Source organism: Dictyoglomus sp. SSW (genome assembly GCF_055181335.1).
Genome location: NZ_CM143705.1, coordinates 1,519,999 through 1,537,207, shown reverse-complemented (window position 1 = coordinate 1,537,207; position 17,209 = coordinate 1,519,999). Strand labels below are relative to the sequence as shown.

The 17,209-nt window shown below is 33.6% G+C and carries 13 protein-coding genes and 1 riboswitch; of the genes, 9 read left to right on the top strand and 4 right to left on the bottom strand.

Features of this window, described 5'->3' with window-relative positions; genetic code table 11:
- Window positions 1-115: 115 nt before the first annotated feature.
- From ACY3JM_RS07610 to ACY3JM_RS07595, 4 genes are all read right to left on the bottom strand, one after another.
- Window positions 116-2,107, bottom strand: a complete 1,992-nt coding sequence (locus ACY3JM_RS07610; protein ID WP_463083602.1) for a sodium-translocating pyrophosphatase — start codon at window positions 2,105-2,107, stop codon at window positions 116-118.
- A gap of 73 nt (window positions 2,108-2,180) precedes the next feature.
- Window positions 2,181-4,664: a sugar phosphate nucleotidyltransferase gene (locus tag ACY3JM_RS07605; protein ID WP_463111228.1), complete on the bottom strand. Its 2,484-nt coding sequence runs from the start codon at window positions 4,662-4,664 to the stop codon at window positions 2,181-2,183.
- 13 nt (window positions 4,665-4,677) lie between these two features.
- Window positions 4,678-6,291 carry a glycosyltransferase gene (locus ACY3JM_RS07600; RefSeq protein WP_463111227.1) on the bottom strand — a complete coding sequence of 538 codons (1,614 nt, stop codon included), beginning with the start codon at window positions 6,289-6,291 and terminating at the stop codon, window positions 4,678-4,680.
- Window positions 6,288-6,875 carry a phosphoribosyltransferase gene (locus tag ACY3JM_RS07595; protein WP_463083605.1) on the bottom strand — a complete coding sequence of 196 codons (588 nt, stop codon included), beginning with the start codon at window positions 6,873-6,875 and terminating at the stop codon, window positions 6,288-6,290. Before ACY3JM_RS07595 ends, ACY3JM_RS07600 begins: the two co-directional genes overlap by 4 nt.
- 154 nt (window positions 6,876-7,029) lie before the next feature.
- Between ACY3JM_RS07595 and eno the strand changes: the two genes are divergently transcribed.
- The 9 genes from eno (at window position 7,030) to purD (ending at window position 17,160) form a co-directional block, all read left to right on the top strand.
- Window positions 7,030-8,304 (top strand): phosphopyruvate hydratase, encoded by a 1,275-nt coding sequence (gene eno, locus ACY3JM_RS07590; protein WP_463081813.1) that lies wholly within the window; start codon window positions 7,030-7,032, stop codon window positions 8,302-8,304.
- 2 nt (window positions 8,305-8,306) lie between these two features.
- Window positions 8,307-8,408, top strand: a riboswitch (purine riboswitch).
- Between the two features lie 135 nt (window positions 8,409-8,543).
- Window positions 8,544-9,851, top strand: coding sequence for an adenylosuccinate lyase (purB, locus tag ACY3JM_RS07585; protein ID WP_463081814.1), 1,308 nt, complete (start codon window positions 8,544-8,546; stop codon window positions 9,849-9,851).
- On the top strand, window positions 9,848-10,102 hold the full coding sequence (gene purS, locus ACY3JM_RS07580; RefSeq protein WP_463081815.1) for a phosphoribosylformylglycinamidine synthase subunit PurS: 255 nt from the start codon (window positions 9,848-9,850) through the stop codon (window positions 10,100-10,102). The genes purB and purS overlap by 4 nt, the downstream gene beginning before the upstream one ends.
- Entirely contained in the window at window positions 10,099-10,752 is a 654-nt protein-coding gene (gene purQ / locus ACY3JM_RS07575) for a phosphoribosylformylglycinamidine synthase subunit PurQ (RefSeq protein ID WP_463081816.1), read from the top strand. Before purS ends, purQ begins: the two co-directional genes overlap by 4 nt.
- 12 nt (window positions 10,753-10,764) lie before the next feature.
- A complete protein-coding gene (gene purL / locus ACY3JM_RS07570) occupies window positions 10,765-12,885 on the top strand; it encodes a phosphoribosylformylglycinamidine synthase subunit PurL (protein WP_463111226.1) in 2,121 nt (706 codons plus the stop codon).
- 18 nt (window positions 12,886-12,903) lie between these two features.
- Complete coding sequence (gene purF, locus ACY3JM_RS07565) at window positions 12,904-14,283, top strand: amidophosphoribosyltransferase (protein WP_463081818.1); 1,380 nt, start codon at window positions 12,904-12,906, stop codon at window positions 14,281-14,283.
- Window positions 14,232-15,308, top strand: a complete 1,077-nt coding sequence (gene purM / locus ACY3JM_RS07560) for a phosphoribosylformylglycinamidine cyclo-ligase (protein WP_463111225.1) — start codon at window positions 14,232-14,234, stop codon at window positions 15,306-15,308. The genes purF and purM overlap by 52 nt, the downstream gene beginning before the upstream one ends.
- Window positions 15,281-15,910, top strand: a complete 630-nt coding sequence (gene purN, locus ACY3JM_RS07555) for a phosphoribosylglycinamide formyltransferase (protein WP_463111224.1) — start codon at window positions 15,281-15,283, stop codon at window positions 15,908-15,910. The genes purM and purN overlap by 28 nt, the downstream gene beginning before the upstream one ends.
- Window positions 15,907-17,160 carry a phosphoribosylamine--glycine ligase gene (purD, locus tag ACY3JM_RS07550; RefSeq protein WP_463111223.1) on the top strand — a complete coding sequence of 418 codons (1,254 nt, stop codon included), beginning with the start codon at window positions 15,907-15,909 and terminating at the stop codon, window positions 17,158-17,160. The genes purN and purD overlap by 4 nt, the downstream gene beginning before the upstream one ends.
- The last annotated feature ends 49 nt before the right edge of the window (window positions 17,161-17,209 follow it).

The window sequence follows — 17,209 nt, the reverse complement described above, 5'->3', positions numbered from 1 at the left end:
CTCCTTCCAAAAATATATGTAAAGACTTAGGTTAGTATATTATATATGAGATTTATGTCAAGAATAAAAAAAGGGGTGGAAGAATATCTTCCACCCCTTTCTTGTCTTTTAATTTTTAATGAAAGAATATTGGTAAGAATACAAGGGAAATTACAGCCATAAGTTTTATTAATATGTTGATTGAAGGTCCAGCAGTATCTTTAAAAGGATCTCCTACTGTATCTCCTACTACAGCTGCCTTATGAGCATCAGAACCCTTACCCCCAAATTTACCATGTTCAATTAGTTTTTTAGCATTATCCCAGGCTCCACCAGCATTTGCCATAAATATGGCTAAAAGTCCTCCAGATACAGTTGCTCCGGTAAGCATACCACCTAAGGCTTCTTTTCCTAATAAGAATGCAATAATAAAGGGAGATAATATCATAATTAAACTTGGAAGTATCATAGCTTTTAATGCACCGCGAGTACTTATATCTACACATTTTGCATAATCTGGGTCTGATTTTCCTTCAAGAAGTCCTTTTATTTCTCTAAATTGTCTTCTTACCTCTTCTACCATATGAGTGGCTGCCTCACCTACTGCCTTTAAAGATAGGGCGGAGAATAAAAATGGTAGCATTCCACCAATAAGAGTACCTGCAAGCACTGATGCCTTTGATACATCTATATATTGGATCTGAGCCCATTCTTTAAAAGCAGCAAACAAAGATAGAGCAGTTAATATGGCTGAACCTATAGCAAAGCCTTTACCCATAGCTGCAGTAGTGTTTCCATAAGCGTCAAGAGAGCTTGTTATTTCTCTGACTTTTTCTCCTTGGTGGGCCATTTCTGCTATTCCACTAGCATTATCAGCTATTGGTCCATAAGCATCAACAGAAAGGGTAATACCTAAGGTTGCAAGCATTCCAACTCCTGCGATTCCTATTCCCCACATGCCATTAGCTAAATAAGCTAAATATATACCAATTGCTAAAACAACTATAGTAAGAAATGTACTTTCCATTCCTACAGAAAGACCAGTTATAATGTTAGTAGCTGGACCTGTAGTACTGGCATATGCAATTCTTTCTATTGGTTTATTAGATGTATAGTATTCGCTTATTAAACCTATTGCTATACCCACAATAATTCCGATAGTACCTGCCCAGAAAGGACCTAAATTTCCTAATAGTGATTGGGATAAAAAGAAAGATCCAATAATAGTGATGATAGCTGCAATAAAGGTTCCATTTCTTAAGGCATTAGCAGGATCAGCATTTTTCCTTGCAGCATATACTTTTGTAAAGATGATTCCTATAATAGATGCATAAAGACCTATTACTGCAAAAAGGAATGGATAAAGGAGACCTTTCATCTCAGCGTATGCAAATCCTAATACCGCACCAGCGTGTATGGCTCCTACATAGGATTCATATAAATCTGCTCCCATTCCTGCCACATCTCCTACATTGTCTCCTACATTATCAGCTATTACAGCAGGGTTTCTTGGATCATCTTCAGGAATTCCTGCTTCCACTTTACCAACAAGATCTGCTCCTACATCTGCAGCCTTTGTATAAATACCACCACCCACACGAGCAAAAAGGGCAATAAAACTTGCTCCTAATGCATATCCACTGATAATTTCAAGCTTTAATCTTGGATCTGGCATAAAATTGCTAAGAATGAGGTAAATTAAACTTGAACCAAAGATTCCTAGACTTGCTTCCATAAGTCCCATAACTGCTCCACCAGAAAATGCAATATCCAAAGATTTACCTACTCCATATTTAGAGGCAGCATAAGTTGTTCTTCCATTTGCCCTTGTTGCTATCTTCATTCCTATATATCCAGAAAGCATAGAAAAGGCTGCACCAATGATGAAGGCTAATCCTAATAGAGGTTGTAATACTATTGCCATAAAAATACCGAATATTATTGCAAATATTGATACAGTTTTTATTTCACGATTTAGAAATGCATCTGCTCCTTGTTGTATGGCTTTCATGATTTTTTGGATCTCTGTAGGTCCCACCTCTTCTTTAAGAATATTTCTTGCAATAAGAAAAGCTACTAAGAGACCGATTGTGCCTGAAATGGGTGTAATCCACAGTAGGTTCTGCATTTCTTAAGCCTCCTTTTAAAAAATTTTACCTCATTTTAAGATAATTTGAAGATATATTAATGTCAAGTTAAAATTAGGTTAAAGCTATATTTAAATCTTTAATCTTTTGGCTGAATTCCTCCAATAGTTCTTGAGCCTTCTTTAGAGTTGTAGATTCAGCATATATTATAAGAGCGGGCTCTTCTGGGTGTGGAATAATAAGTACCCAAGAATCATCTATATATACTTTTATTCCATCTATATATTCTATGTTTTTTTCAGCATTCTCTTCTATAAGCTTTCTCATGATTTTTCCTTTATTTTCTGCATAACAATCTACCGTAGCTTTTACTTTGAAATATTCTGGTAATTCTTCTACTAATTCTTTTAGTGTGAGATTATTCTTTGAATAGATTTCAAGAAACTTTAATAGACCATATATTCCATCAAAAACAGGTTGAAAATCAGGAAATATAAGGCCATCTTCACTAGCTCCAAATTTGGATTCTGTTCTTAATAAAGTTTTTGTTAATTCAGAAGGTGAAATTTTGCTTCTTATTATTCTTCCTCCTAAATTATTAGCTATCTTTTCTATTGATTGGGAAATATTCACCGGTATGACTATTTGCGAGTTTGGATAAAGTTTTAATGTAAGATAGGTGAGAACTGCGATTAACTCATCTTTTGCAAGATATTTTCCCCCTGGTGTTATGATTGAGAAACTTTCACCGTCATTATTGATAATTAAGCCAAAATCAGCCCCAACAGCCTTTGTAATTTTAATAACTTCTTCATTGGGAACCTTTATTTTATGTGTATCTTCTCCATATATGTTAAGAGATATGTTTTCTATCTTTAATTGGGAGAGTATATTGGGTAAGAATAAAGAAGCGCTATTTCCTTGATAATCAATTACAACTTTATATCTTTTTTTCTCAATACTTGATTTATCTATTGATTTAAGTAATCCCCATGTATAGTATTCTATTACATGCGGAGGAAATTTTATTTCTCCTACTTCTTCTGTATAAGTTCTTCTAAAATCTTCTCTGAAGAAAGTATTTTCTATTTTTCTTTCAGTATTTTTATCAATGTTAATACCTGATCTATCAAAAAATTCTATTAATATTTTTTCAGGATCATAAGGTGATATTCTTATATGAACGCCTGCAACAGTATCCAAATTTGGGGTAGCATATCTGGATACGGGTATTGGAAGGGTCCTTATATCAAACACATTTACACCTGTAGAGAGAATACCTGTTAAAATAGCTCTTTTTATCATTCTACAAGCTGGCCTTGCATCTCTACTCATTACCACATAAGATGATTTGGGAAGTATGGTACCAAAAGACGCGCCTATTTTAGTTGCAAATTCAGGGGTTATTTCTATATTTATTTTTCCTGTAATTCCCCTTTGACCAAAGAGGGTTTTTCTCCAATGGCTTCCCCAGACAATACTTGTATTAACAATGGATCCAGTCTCTATATATTTATTGGGCCATATTTTAACTCCTGTATTAATAAATACTCTATCTCCTATTGTATTGTTGTCACCTATGCTTGCTCCTTCTTCTATTTTTACGGAGTTTTTTATATTACATTTACTACCTATTATGGATGAATAAATATTTGTTTTTTTACCTATATAGGTATTATTAAATATCACACTTCTTTGAATCTTGGCTTCGCTATCTACAAATACAGAATCTCCTAAAACTGTTGGTCCAAGAATAGTTGCATTTTCTTTTATTTTTGAAAATTGGCCAATGTAGACGGGCGGCTTAATAAAGGCTGAGTGAGAAATGTCCACATCTTCGTTTACAAAGATACCAGGAAGAATTTCTCTACCTGGAATCTTTATTTTTACTTTACCAGTTAGTATATCAATATTGGCTTTGAGGAATTGTTCTAAATTTCCTATATCACACCAATATCCATTTGCTATATAACCATATAAAGGTGCACCTTTTTCAAGAAGCATTGGGAATAGGTCTTTACTAAAATCAAAGGGCTCATTTTCTGGTATATAATCTAAAACCTCAGGTTCCAAAATGTATATACCTGTATTAACCGTATCACTAAATACCTCTCCCCAACTGGGTTTTTCTAAAAATTTAACTATTCTTCCCTCATCATCTGTAATTACCACGCCATACTCTAGAGGATTTTCTACACTTGTTAATACAATTGTAATTAAGGCTTTTTTTTCTTCATGGAATCTTATAATTTCTTGAAAGTTAAAATCTGTTAAGGCATCTCCACTTACTATTAAAATTCTTCCCTTTTCCTTATCCTTAAGGGCATATTTTACACTTCCAGCTGTACCGAGAGGAGATTCTTCAATAGAATAATCGAGTTTTATGTTCCAATTGGACCCATCATTAAAATATTCTTGGATGATTTCAGGTAAATAATATAAAGTGGCAATAAATTCTTTAAAACCCTGTTCTGAAAGAAGGTTAATAATATGTTCCATTATAGGTTTACCAACAATGTGGGTCATAGGTTTGGGACGTGTGATGGTTAGAGGTCTTAATCTTGTTCCCTCTCCCCCTGCCATTACAACAACTTTCATGAAAAAACCTCCCTTACCAATCAGTTTTTAGATATTCTCTATAAATCTCAAAGTAAACCTTTTTAGTTTCTTCAGCAATACTTTTCCAAGAATATTTTTCCAAAGCTTTTTTCATTGCCATTTTTCCAATATTTTCTTTTAACTCATCATTGTATAAAAGCATTTTTATTTTATTTGCTAAATCTAATATATTTTTAGGTTCAAAAAGTATACCGTCTATTCCATCTTCAATTATCTCAGCAAAGCCACCAAGCCTACTTGCTACTACAGGCTTTCCTAAAGCCATAGCTTCTAATGCAACTATCCCAAAGGGTTCGTAGATACTGGGAAAAACACATATATCAGATGCATGGAGTAGAGCATTTCTCAGGTTATCATCTACAAAGCCTGTGAATATAACTTTTTCTTTGACACCTAAATTCTTGCTTTCTTCAATTAAATAATCAAGTTGTGGCCCTGTCCCTACAAAGATGAATTTAACTTTTGGATAATTATTATTAATATAGGGTATAGATCTTAAAAGATACTCCGCTCCCTTTTGATAATGCATTCTACCAATGAAGAGTATCATTTTTTCATCTTGACTAAGATATCTGCTTTTTATTTCATTATAATTTAATGTGGTTTTTAAGTTTTCGGGGTTTATACCGTTAGGGATAATTTTTATTTTGTCATCCGGTAAGTTAAAAAGAGATTTTACTTCATCTTTCATATTGTTACTGCATACAATTACTTTCCAAGATTCATATGTTAGCCACCATTCCACATTGTGGATAAATTTTTGTTCTTCAGTATATATCCCTTGATTTCTACCATGTTCGGTTGCATGAATTGTTGATATAAGAGGTTTTTTAAGAGAGTGTTTTAGTACATATCCAGTAAAAGCAGATAGCCAGTCATGAGCATGTATGATATCTATGGGATTTGTTCTGTTTATTTCTAAGGCTTTAATCATCATGGAGATATTGAGAAAGTAGATCCATGAGATAAAATTGGGGGTGTCTATTATTTTTTCTGGTACTCTATAAACAGAGAGATTTTCTTTATGCTCTTCCCAAGGGACATCTTTTGTACCACATGTTACGATGGAAACTTTAGTATATTTCTCTGCTAAAGCATCACTGAGATCTTTCACATGTCTACTGAGTCCGCCTACAATTCTTGGTGGATATTCCCAGCTTAACATTAAAACATGAAGTTTTTTTTCGCCTTTTTGAAGCATATATAATTCATATCCTCTTCTCAATATTTCTTTTTCTTGCTCGAAGGTAAGAAGATTATATGCATCATTAAAATACAAGAATCTTCCATCTGAGAATACATCTTCCTCGATTTTAACATTATTAGAGTCATAGGATTCCATAAGAAACCATAATACTGTTTTGTCCTCTTCAGGATGTCTTTCTGTAGCGGGAGCAATATAGTGGGTCTTTCCTATAAAATCTATAATTTTCACATTCAAATTTGTTTCTTCTTTTACCTCTCTTATAGCTGCTTCTTCTGGAGATTCTCCTTTTTCAATATGTCCCTTAGGGAGAACCCAATTAGAATTTTTTCTTTTTAGGATAAAAACTTTTTTGTTGATAGGATTAATAATTACTCCACCTGCTGAAATGGCATTTTTCATGAGTCTTCTCCTATTAAATCATTTACAAATCTTAATATTAGATCCTTAGGAATTCCACTTTTTTCTATTTCTTTCATTATTTCATCATGTCTAAGTCCTTTCGCTCTTAAGCTTTCTATCATTTTAGATACAAATTCTTTTCTTTCCCAAGGGAAGATTATCCATGCTTCTGTTTCTTTTATGTAAAAATCGGGTTTAATGATAGACCAGGGTTTGTAATATATGGTAGCAATTTTTACTTGAGTTGCCCCACATTGTTCTAAGTGTTCTTTAGCAACCTTTAAGCTTTTTCCACTATCTGCCACATCGTCAGCTATTAATACTTTTTTCCCTTCAACAATTGTTGAGATAGTTTGAGTTATAATTGGTCTTTCTTTAGTTTCTCCAACCCCTCTATAAAAATCAATTTTAAGATTAGCTGTATAAGAGTTTCCAAGAAGATCAGATAGTATTCTTGCAGGAATCCATCCTCCTCGTGCAATCCCAACTATAACTTCAGGATTAAACTTATTCTTATTAATCTCATCTGCAAGATCAAGACATAGATTATAAATTTCTTCCCAGCTGGGTGCCAAGTACTCCATTTTTCGCCTCCTTGCTTAATATTTTTATTTTCTGATTATATTCTATATTAAAGTGGCTTCTTTTAAAAGAAAATTTAAAGTTTTTATTAAGAATAAGTGTTATAATAACCTTAATAAAATAAAAACAAATCTAAATTAGGAGGTGTTTCTAATTATGCCTGCAATTCTTGATGTTCGTGGTAGAGAAGTTTTAGACTCAAGAGGAAATCCTACTGTAGAAGCAGAGGTCTATTTAGAAGATGGTTCTATAGGAAGGGCTATTGTTCCTTCAGGAGCATCTACAGGAAGTAGGGAGGCTTTAGAGTTAAGAGATAACGACCCTAAGAGATATAAAGGAAAAGGGGTTTTACAGGCGGTAAGAAATATAAATGAGGTAATTGCACAAGAAATAATTGGTATAGAGGCATTAGATCAATATACAGTTGACAAAACAATGCTAGATCTTGATGGTACTGATAACAAGTCAAAACTCGGAGCAAATGCTATACTGGCGGTATCTCTTGCTACTGCAAGAGCAGCTGCAGAATCCTTAGGTGTACCTCTTTATATGTATTTAGGTGGAGTACAGGCAAGAGAATTGCCAACCCCTTTGATGAATGTAATTAATGGTGGAAAGCATGCTGATAACCCATTAGATTTTCAGGAATATATGATTGTTCCCTTAGCTACTACTTTTAAAGAGTCTCTAAGATGGGCTGTTGAAGTTTTTCATACCTTAAAGAATATCCTTAAGAGTAAAGGTTTAAATACAAATGTAGGTGATGAGGGGGGATTTGCACCATATTTAGAGAAAAATGAGGAACCTCTGGCTATATTGGTGGAAGCAATTAAATCTGCAGGATTTGAACCTGGTAAGGATGTAGCTTTAGCGTTAGATCCAGCTGCTAGTGAATTTTATGAAGATGGTAAATATATTTTGAAGGCTGAAAATAAGGCTTTATCGTCTTTAGAGATGATTTCTTTCTATGAATATCTATGTGATAAATATCCTATTGTTTCTATAGAAGATGGACTTTCTGAAAAAGATTGGGATGGTTGGGAGAAGCTAACAGAAAAGTTAGGTAAGAAAATACAGCTTGTGGGTGACGATATATTTGTTACCAATCCAAAAATCTTAGCAGAAGGGATCAGAAGAGGAATTGCAAATGCAATATTGATAAAAGTTAATCAAATTGGTACCTTAACAGAGACTCTTGATACCATAAGAATTGCCCATCAAGCCGGCTATAGAACTGTCATATCTCATAGGTCTGGAGAAACTGAAGATACATTTATTGCTGATTTAGCAGTAGCAGTGAATAGTGGGCAGATAAAAACAGGTTCTTTGAGTAGAACTGATAGAATAGCTAAGTATAATCAACTACTTAGAATAGAAGAAGATTTAGGGGATTCTGCAATTTATAGGGGTATATTGAACTTCAAGAGATAGTTTTATATAATCTACTTAAGCTTCGTATAATCCCGAGAATATGGCTCGGGAGTTTCTACCAGGCAACCGTAAATTGCCTGACTACGAGCGGAAGAGCTCCTTAGGGTCTAAAGATCCAAGCGGAGCTGGCAAGATTGTTGATCTTGCTACACCGAAGGGATAAAAGCCCAGGCGGGTAGGTTCCCTCGTAAGGAGAACCTATGAGCTTGGGCTTTTTGCTTTTAAAGGAGGTAAAAAAAGTGTTAGAAAGATATAGTAGAAAGGAATTAAGAGAAGTTTGGTCTGATGAGAAAAGATATTCTCTTTGGTGGAAGGTAGAAGAGGCAGTATTAGAAGCAAGAGCTAAATTAGGAGAGATCCCAAGTGAAGCATTTGAAAAAATAAAAAAGAAAGCAAGATTTAAAGTCGAAGAAATTAAGGAGATAGAAAAGATTAATAATCATGAGATGATAGCATTTTTAACTAATGTGGCTCAATATGTAGGAGAAGGATCTGAATACATCCATCAAGGACTTACATCATCAGATGTTATGGATACTGCTTTTTCTTTACAAATTTTAGAAGCTCTTAATTATATAGAATCAGATCTCTTAAAATTGTTAGATGAAATAGCAAAAAAAGCAATTCAATACAAAGATTTGCCTATGATGGGAAGAACTCATGGAATGCATGCAGAACCAATCACCTTAGGTTTTAAGTTTTTGGGATGGTGGTCAGAACTTAAAAGAAATTTAGAGAGGTTGAGAAAGGCAAGAGAAAACATAAGATATGGAAAATTTTCAGGTGTTGTTGGTACATTAAGTCATTTGTCACCTGAAGTAGAAGAATTGGCATGTAAGATTTTAGGATTAGAACCTGAACCAGTTGCTACACAAATTATTCCAAGAGATAGACATGCAGAAGTAATTTATGTTTTAGGAATGATAGCTTCGTCTTGTGAACGAATTGCTCTTGAAATTAGACATCTCCAAAGAACGGAAGTAGGAGAATTGGAAGAACCTTTTAGGGAGAGGCAAAAGGGATCGTCAGCTATGCCTCATAAAAGAAATCCTATTCTTTCTGAAAGAATTTGTGGACTGTCAAGAGTAATAAGGTCATATATGAATTCTGCTTTTGAAAACATTCCTTTATGGCATGAGAGAGATATTAGTCATTCTTCTGTAGAAAGAGTAATATTTCCAGATGCTACTACCCTCACTGATTATATACTTAATCTAACTTATGAGATAGTTAAAGATTTAAAAGTTAATGAAGAGAATATTCTAGAGAACATGAATACTAATTATAGAATATTTTATTCTCAAAACTTATTATTAGCTCTTACCCAAAAAGGGGTTTTAAGGGATATTGCTTATTCATGGATTCAAGAGGATGCATTTAAGGCTATCAATGAAAAAAGAGATTTTTTAGAGGTAGTTTTAGAAGATAAGAGAGTTACAGAAAAACTTTCTAAGGAAGAGATAGAAAGTTGTTTTTCTCCGCAAGTATTCCTTAAAAATATAGATTTTATATTCCAGAGATCTGGAGTTAAGGAGGAATTAAAGTGAAAGAATGGACAGTGATATTAGAGATCTTTTTAAAAGAGGGGATCTTTGATCCTCAAGGTAAAACTATTAGAAATGCTCTTCATTCCTTAGACTTTGAAGAAGTAAAAGATGTGAGGGTTGGAAAGGTCCTTAAAATTAAACTGATGGGGAATTCTGAAGAGGAAGTGATGGAAAAAGTTAGAAAAATGAGTGAAATTGTACTTGTTAATCCAGTTACAGAAGATTTTTCAATAAGGGTGGAAAGAGAATGAGGGTAGGAGTAGTGGTATTTCCAGGCACAAATTGTGATATGGATACCTTTTATGCTTTAAAGATTACAGGACATGACCCAGTTTTTCTCTGGCACAAAGATCATGATCTTCAAGAGGTAGATATGGTAATACTCCCTGGAGGATTTTCTTATGGAGACTATTTGAGAGCTGGTTCTATTGCAAGATTTTCTCCTATCATGAATGAGGTAATAGATTTTGCAAATAAAGGTGGATATGTGCTAGGTATATGTAATGGGTTCCAGATACTTTTAGAGGCAGGTCTTTTACCTGGAGCTATGTTACCAAATGTTACCAATACTTTTATATGTAAACCTGTTTTTATAAGAGTATTGAATAATCAAAATATCTTCTTGAATAGGTATTTAGTTAATCAGGTTATTAAGATACCTATAGCCCATAAAGAAGGTAGATATTATATATCAGAAAAGGGATTAGAAGATCTGAAGGAGAACAATCAAATAGTACTTAAATATGAATATGAAAATCCAAATGGTTCAATTGATAATATTGCTGGAATTATTAATAAAAAGGGTAATGTAATGGGTATGATGCCTCATCCTGAAAGAGCAGTAGAAGATATTTTGGGAAGCTCTGATGGGATTAATCTGTTCTTATCATTTCTAAAATAAAGGGGTGTAATCATGGGAATTTTTGGGCTTAAGGAAGAAGAAATAAAACATGCAAGAGAATTGCTTGGTAAAGAGCCAAATGATATAGAATGGTCTGTTATATCTGTAATATGGTCTGAACATTGTAGTTATAAACACTCAAGGAAATATCTAAAGGATTTTTATTCAAAAGCAGAGTGGGTAGAACAAGGTCCAGGCGAGAATGCAGGAATTGTAGATCTAGGAGATGGATATAAAATAGTGTTCAAGATAGAAAGCCATAATCATCCTTCAGCAGTTGAACCATTTCAAGGAGCTGCTACAGGAGTTGGAGGAATTGTAAGGGATATATTGGCTCTTGGAGCAAAGCCTATTGCTCTACTTGATTCATTAAGATTTGGTTCAATTGATAAACCAAAAAATAAGTATCTTTTTGAGGGAGTAGTAAGTGGTATAAGTTTTTATGGTAATTGTATTGGAGTACCTGTTGTGGGAGGAGAGATAGTATTTGATGAATGTTATTCATCAAATCCCTTAGTAAATGTTATGTGTGTAGGATTATTATCTCCAAATCAAAAATCTTATCGAGGAAAAGCTGAAGGTGAAGGTAATCTTCTAGTACTTGTTGGCGCAAGAACAGGTAGGGATGGTCTTCAAGGAGCAAGTTTTGCTTCAGAGAAGCTTGATGATGAAACTCACAAAAAGAAACCATCAGTTCAAGTAGGGGATCCCTTCTTGGGTAAGCTTCTTATTGAGGCAACTTTAGAGGCTGCAGCTAAGGATGGTGTTATAGGTATTCAAGATTTAGGTGCTGCAGGTCTTGTGAGTGCCTTATCAGAGTCTGCACGTAGAGGAAGAAGTGGAGTAAAAGTTTATCTTGATAAAGTTCCTCAAAGAGAGGAAAATATGACACCAGAAGAAATATTGTTATCGGAATCTCAAGAGAGAATGCTTTTTGTAGTTAGACCAGATAAAGTAAAGGATATTATTGAAGTGTTTAAAAAATGGGATCTTGAAGCAGAAGTTATAGGAGAGGTAATTAAAGAAGAAAGATTTATAGCTTATTTTAATGGAGTAAAGGTTGTTGATCTACCTACTGAGCTTTTAGTGGATGGTTCTCTTATATTTGATCCACCATCAATGGGGCCCAAGAAGGAAAGGAAAGAAAACGTAGTAACAGTCACCAATGAAGATGTGGAAAAATATATAGAGATTTTAATTCAAGATATAAAAACTAAGGAAAAAATCTATACCCAGTATGATTATTCCGTGCAAACAAATACAGTTTTACCACCTGGATTTGGTGATGCTGCTGTTTTGAGAATTAAAAATACAAATAAGGGTATTGCTATTGTTACAGATGGGAATGGTAGATATTGTTATTTGAATCCTAAACAAGGGGCTATGTATGCTGTAGCAGAGGCCTGTAGAAACATTCTTTGTGTTGGTGGCAAACCATTAGCTATAACTGATGGATTGAATTTTGGGGATCCCGATGAACCGGATGTTTTCTATCAATTTAAAGAAGTAGTAAAGGGTATTAATTTGGCATCAAGAATATTGGAAATACCTATAGTAAGTGGAAATGTTAGTTTTTATAATGGTCAAGGTGATAACAAAATTTTCCCTACTCCTATTATTGGTATGGTTGGAATTATTGAGGATCTTTCATATTTAATAACACCGGGATTAAAAGAATATGAAAATCCTATATATGTGATAGGTGATTTTTCAAGATTAACTTTAGATGGATCAAGATTTATGAAAGATCTTTATGGGGTTATAGAAGGTGAGCCCCCATATGTAGATTTAATTTGGGATAGAAAATTAAAATATTTTTTAGAGGAAATAAGGTTGGAAAAAATTATTCTTTCTTTACATGATGTTAGTGAGGGGGGAATGTTGGCTTCTTTGTTAGAACTATCGATATGGGGAAATAAAGGATTGTATGTAAATCTCCCAAGAGAAGATAAAGCTGAAATGCTTTTTGGTGAAGGTTCTATTTTAATTGCGGAGGTATCAAGAGAAAAAGAAACTATGTTTTTAAAATATGCAGAGAAATATAACTTAAATGTACAAAAAATAGGTAAAGTAATTCCAGATAAATTTATAGTTAGACCTTTTCTTGAATTAGACATAAAGACCCTTTTCTGAAAGAAGGTGAAAGGTCAAATGACCTTAAAAGAAGAATGTGGGGTTATAGGAGTTATAGTTTTTAGTGAAAGATATGCAAGTTTTTTGGCTTATAGAGGATTGTTAAAATTACAACATAGAGGCCAAGAAAGCGCGGGAATTGTAACTTTTTCCAGTGAAGGATATCATGTTCATAAGAATTTTGGTCTTGTTTCTCAAGTTTTTGATGAATTATCTCTTAAAAACTTAAAGGGAAAAATTGCTGTTGGACATGTTAGATATTCTACTTCTGGTAAGAAATCACCTCAAAGTATTCAGCCCTTTGTAGTGAATCTTCCTAGGTATGGTTATATGGCTCTTGCCCATAATGGTCATATATCTAATGCTAATTCTTTAAGAAGAAACTTGGAAAAAGAAGGGATAATATTTCAAAGTGATTCAGATACTGAAGTTATATTACATTTAACAGCTAAATCAAAAAAGCAAAGTTTACAAGAAAGGCTTGAAGAGGCTCTTAATCAAGTTGAAGGAAGTTACTCTCTAATAGTTGGAACCCACGAAGGTGTTTATGCAATCAGAGATCCATCAGGATTTAGACCACTTTTTATGGGAAGGCTCCAAGATGGAGGAGTTATTTTTGCATCTGAGACATCAGCTTTAAAAGATTTACCTATAATAGAAATTAAAGAATTGAATCCTGGTGAATGGGTTTTTTTCAGTAAAGATGGAAATGTTTTTAATTATAGATCATTTCAAGATAGACCCTCCAGATTTTGCTTGTTTGAATTTATATATTTTTCGAGGCCAGATAGTCTTTATGATGATAGGACGGTTTATTATTATAGAAAACAAATGGGAAGAATATTAGCAAAAGAAGTTCCTGTATCTGCAGATTGGGTTGTTCCTGTTCCTGATTCAGGTATTCCTGCTGCTATTGGGTATAGTGAGGAGTCAGGTATACCTCTACAGATGCTTCTCATGAGAAGTCATTATGTAGGCAGAACATTTATACAGCCAAGGCAAAAGGAAAGAGAATTGTCAGTAAGAATGAAATTTTTATTTGTTAGCGATTTAATTAAAGGAAAAAAAATAGTATTGGTAGATGATTCTTTGGTGAGAGGTACTACTGCTAAAATCCTTGCTGAGAAATTTAGGGAAGAAGGTGCTAAAGAAGTACACCTTAGACTTTCTTCACCTCCCCTTATTTCTCCTTGCCATTATGGAGTAGATATACCTAATACAAAAGAATTAATAAGTTATCATTACTCTCCTGAGGAGATTGCCAGACTTTTAGGTTTTGATTCTGTTGCTTTTTTAAGTATGGAGGGTTTAGTTAGTATACTTCCAGAAAGGGGTTATTGTGGAGAATGTTTTGGAAGAAAAATAGTAAAAAAAGAAAAAAAATTACTTATAGTCTGAGTGGTGTTAATATTTCTAAGGTAGAAAGAGCATTACAAGAGGTTAGAAAGGATATTGAATCTACCCATCAGGCATATGTATTACCTTATTGGAACGGTTTTTCCAGTATTTTAGAATTGGATTTTAAGCTATTTAAGAATCCTTTATTCTTACTTAGTACTGACGGAGTGGGAACTAAGTTGAGTCTTGCAGTTAAATATCGTAAGTTTTCAGGTATAGGTTTTGATTTAGTAGCTATGAATGTTAATGATATTCTAACCTCTGGCGGTAAGCCTTTAGCCTTTTTAGATTATTTTGGTGGATCAAAAATTGATCCAGATGTCTATAAAGAAATTTTGAAGAGTATTTCTTTAGCTTGCAAGGAAGCAAATTGTAGTTTGGTTGGTGGAGAAACTGCTGAAATGCCGGGTATATATAGGGGTAAGGAGATTGATTTGGTGGGTTTTGTACTTGGAATTGTAGAAAAAGATAATTTGCTTCCTAAAAAAGATAAAATGAAGGATGGTAATATTTTAATTGGGGTCACATCTTCCGGATTTCATAGTAATGGTTATTCTTTAATAAGGTATATTTTGAGAAAGAAGAAAATATCTTTGAAGAAAGATATAGACGGACATAATCTGTTAGAGGAGTTATTAAGACCGACGAAAATATATTCCCCTAAAATTTTGCCTCTCTTAGAGAGATATCGAGAAAATATTCTTGGCATTGCTCATATAACGGGTGGGGGAATTGTGGGTAATCTACCAAGAATTATTCCAGATAATTTAACCGCTATTGTTGAATCTTCTTGGGAAATTCCATGGATATTTAAATTTTTTATAAAGAAAGGGAATTTAAGTATAAAGGAGGCTTTTAGAGTTTTCAATATGGGGATTGGCTTAATTCTTGTGGTTTCTGATAATGAAGAAAAGATATTGGAAGATTTAGATTCTATGGGAGAAAAGAGCTATATTATAGGATCATTAAAATCTGGGAAAGGTGGCGTAAAAATTGAATGGAAAAGAAAAGACTTGGAGTTCTAGTCTCAGGTAGGGGTTCAAACTTACAAGCTCTTATTGATGCTTCAAAAAAAGATGATTATCCAGCGAAGGTAGTAGTTGTTATTAGTAATAAAAGAGAAGCTTATGCTATTGAGAGGGCAAAAAAGGAGAATATTCCCGTTTATGTTGTAAAAAGAGAAGATTACAGATCCAAAAGGGAATATGAGGAAAAAATAAGAGAAATTCTTCTTGAATATAAAGTAGATTTAGTAGTATTGGCGGGATATATGAAGATTATAGGTAAAACCCTTCTTGATGCTTTTCCATGGAAAATTATTAATATCCATCCATCTCTTCTTCCCTCCTTTCCAGGATTGGAAGCTCAAAAAAAGGCATGGGAATATGGAGTGAAAATAAGCGGATGTACTGTTCATTTTGTGGATGAGGGTATAGATTCAGGTCCAATAATAGGTCAGAGAGCAGTACCTGTCTATGATGATGATACTCCAGAGACTTTGGCTGAAAGAATATTGCAGGAAGAACATAAGTTAATAGTAGAATCTGTCAAAAAAATTCTAACCGAAGAATACAAGATAATAGGAAGAAGAGTAGTATTTAAGAAGAAGGGGGCTGAGAATATATGAAAGTGATGGTTATTGGAAGTGGTGGGAGAGAGCATGCTATATGTTGGAAATTATCCCAAGATAAAAGGGTTGAAAAAATTTATGCTCTTCCTGGGAATGCTGGTATCAGTAGTTTTGCGGAATGCGTACCTATAAAATCTGAAAATATAAATGAAATTGTAAGTTTTGCTAAAGAAAATAGAATTGATTGGACTATTGTAGGACCTGAAATGCCTCTTTCTATGGGTATTGTAGATAGATTTTTAGAGGAGGGTTTAAGTATATGGGGACCAATTAAAAATCTAGCAATACTAGAGGCAAGCAAGGCTTTTGCTAAGAAAATTATGGAGAAAGCCAAAATACCTACTGCAGATTTTAAGATATTTGATGATTTTGAATCTGCTAAAAGTTTCGTGGAAAAGGAGCATTATCCTTTAGTAATTAAGGCTGATGGTTTGGCTGCTGGTAAAGGTGTTTTTATTGTTAACTCTCAAAATGAGGCTGTAGAAGTCTTGGGTAAGTTATTAAAGGAAGGTATTTTAGGAGAAGCTGGAAGGAGAGTAGTGATTGAAAAATTCCTTGAAGGTAAAGAATTTTCTCTCATTGTAGCTATTAAAGACGGGGAAATCTATGTACTTCCACCAGCTCAAGACTATAAAAGAGTGGGAGAAGGAAACACTGGTCCTAATACTGGAGGTATGGGCTCTTTTGCTCCTGTACCATGGATTGATAGTAGTTTAATAGAGAAATCTTTAAAATTGATATTTAAGCCATTATTATCTGAACTTGAAAAGAATAATTTAAAATATGAGGGTTTTCTTTATGGAGGATTGATTTTGGTTAATAACGAACCATATGTTTTAGAATTTAATGTTAGACTTGGAGACCCAGAGGCTCAAGTTATTCTTCCTATTATTGGTTTTTCTTTATTGGATCTTAAAGATGGTAAAAATATCAAAACATATAATGAGTATGAATATTCCGAAAAAAAAGCTGTATGTGTTGTACTTGCATCTAAAGGATATCCAGAAAAGTATGAAGTCGGTAAAGAAATTAGTGTAAAGGAGACAAAAGAGACAATAATTTTTCATGCAGGAACTTCCTTTAGGAATGGTAAATTGGTTACTTCTGGTGGAAGAGTATTAAATGTGGTAGGTTTAGGTAAATCCTTTAAGGAGGCGAGGGAGAAGGTTTATAAAAATATCCAAAATATCTTTTTTGAGAATATGTATTATAGGAAAGATATTGCCTTAGAAGTAGAAGATATGTGATTTTCACAAAAAAATTTTCAAAAATTATTGACATAGGGGGTTGATTGTA

Coding starts and splice junctions, on each gene's coding strand:
- purL (WP_463111226.1), top strand. CDS start 10,765: ATGGGAATTTTTGGGCTTAAGGAAGAAGAAATAAAACATGCAAGAGAA.
- purQ (WP_463081816.1), top strand. CDS start 10,099: ATGAGGGTAGGAGTAGTGGTATTTCCAGGCACAAATTGTGATATGGAT.
- purF (WP_463081818.1), top strand. CDS start 12,904: ATGACCTTAAAAGAAGAATGTGGGGTTATAGGAGTTATAGTTTTTAGT.
- ACY3JM_RS07600 (WP_463111227.1), bottom strand. CDS start 6,291: ATGAAAAATGCCATTTCAGCAGGTGGAGTAATTATTAATCCTATCAAC.
- purD (WP_463111223.1), top strand. CDS start 15,907: ATGAAAGTGATGGTTATTGGAAGTGGTGGGAGAGAGCATGCTATATGT.
- purN (WP_463111224.1), top strand. CDS start 15,281: ATGGAAAAGAAAAGACTTGGAGTTCTAGTCTCAGGTAGGGGTTCAAAC.
- eno (WP_463081813.1), top strand. CDS start 7,030: ATGCCTGCAATTCTTGATGTTCGTGGTAGAGAAGTTTTAGACTCAAGA.
- ACY3JM_RS07595 (WP_463083605.1), bottom strand. CDS start 6,875: ATGGAGTACTTGGCACCCAGCTGGGAAGAAATTTATAATCTATGTCTT.
- purM (WP_463111225.1), top strand. CDS start 14,232: ATGTTTTGGAAGAAAAATAGTAAAAAAAGAAAAAAAATTACTTATAGT.
- ACY3JM_RS07605 (WP_463111228.1), bottom strand. CDS start 4,664: ATGAAAGTTGTTGTAATGGCAGGGGGAGAGGGAACAAGATTAAGACCT.
- ACY3JM_RS07610 (WP_463083602.1), bottom strand. CDS start 2,107: ATGCAGAACCTACTGTGGATTACACCCATTTCAGGCACAATCGGTCTC.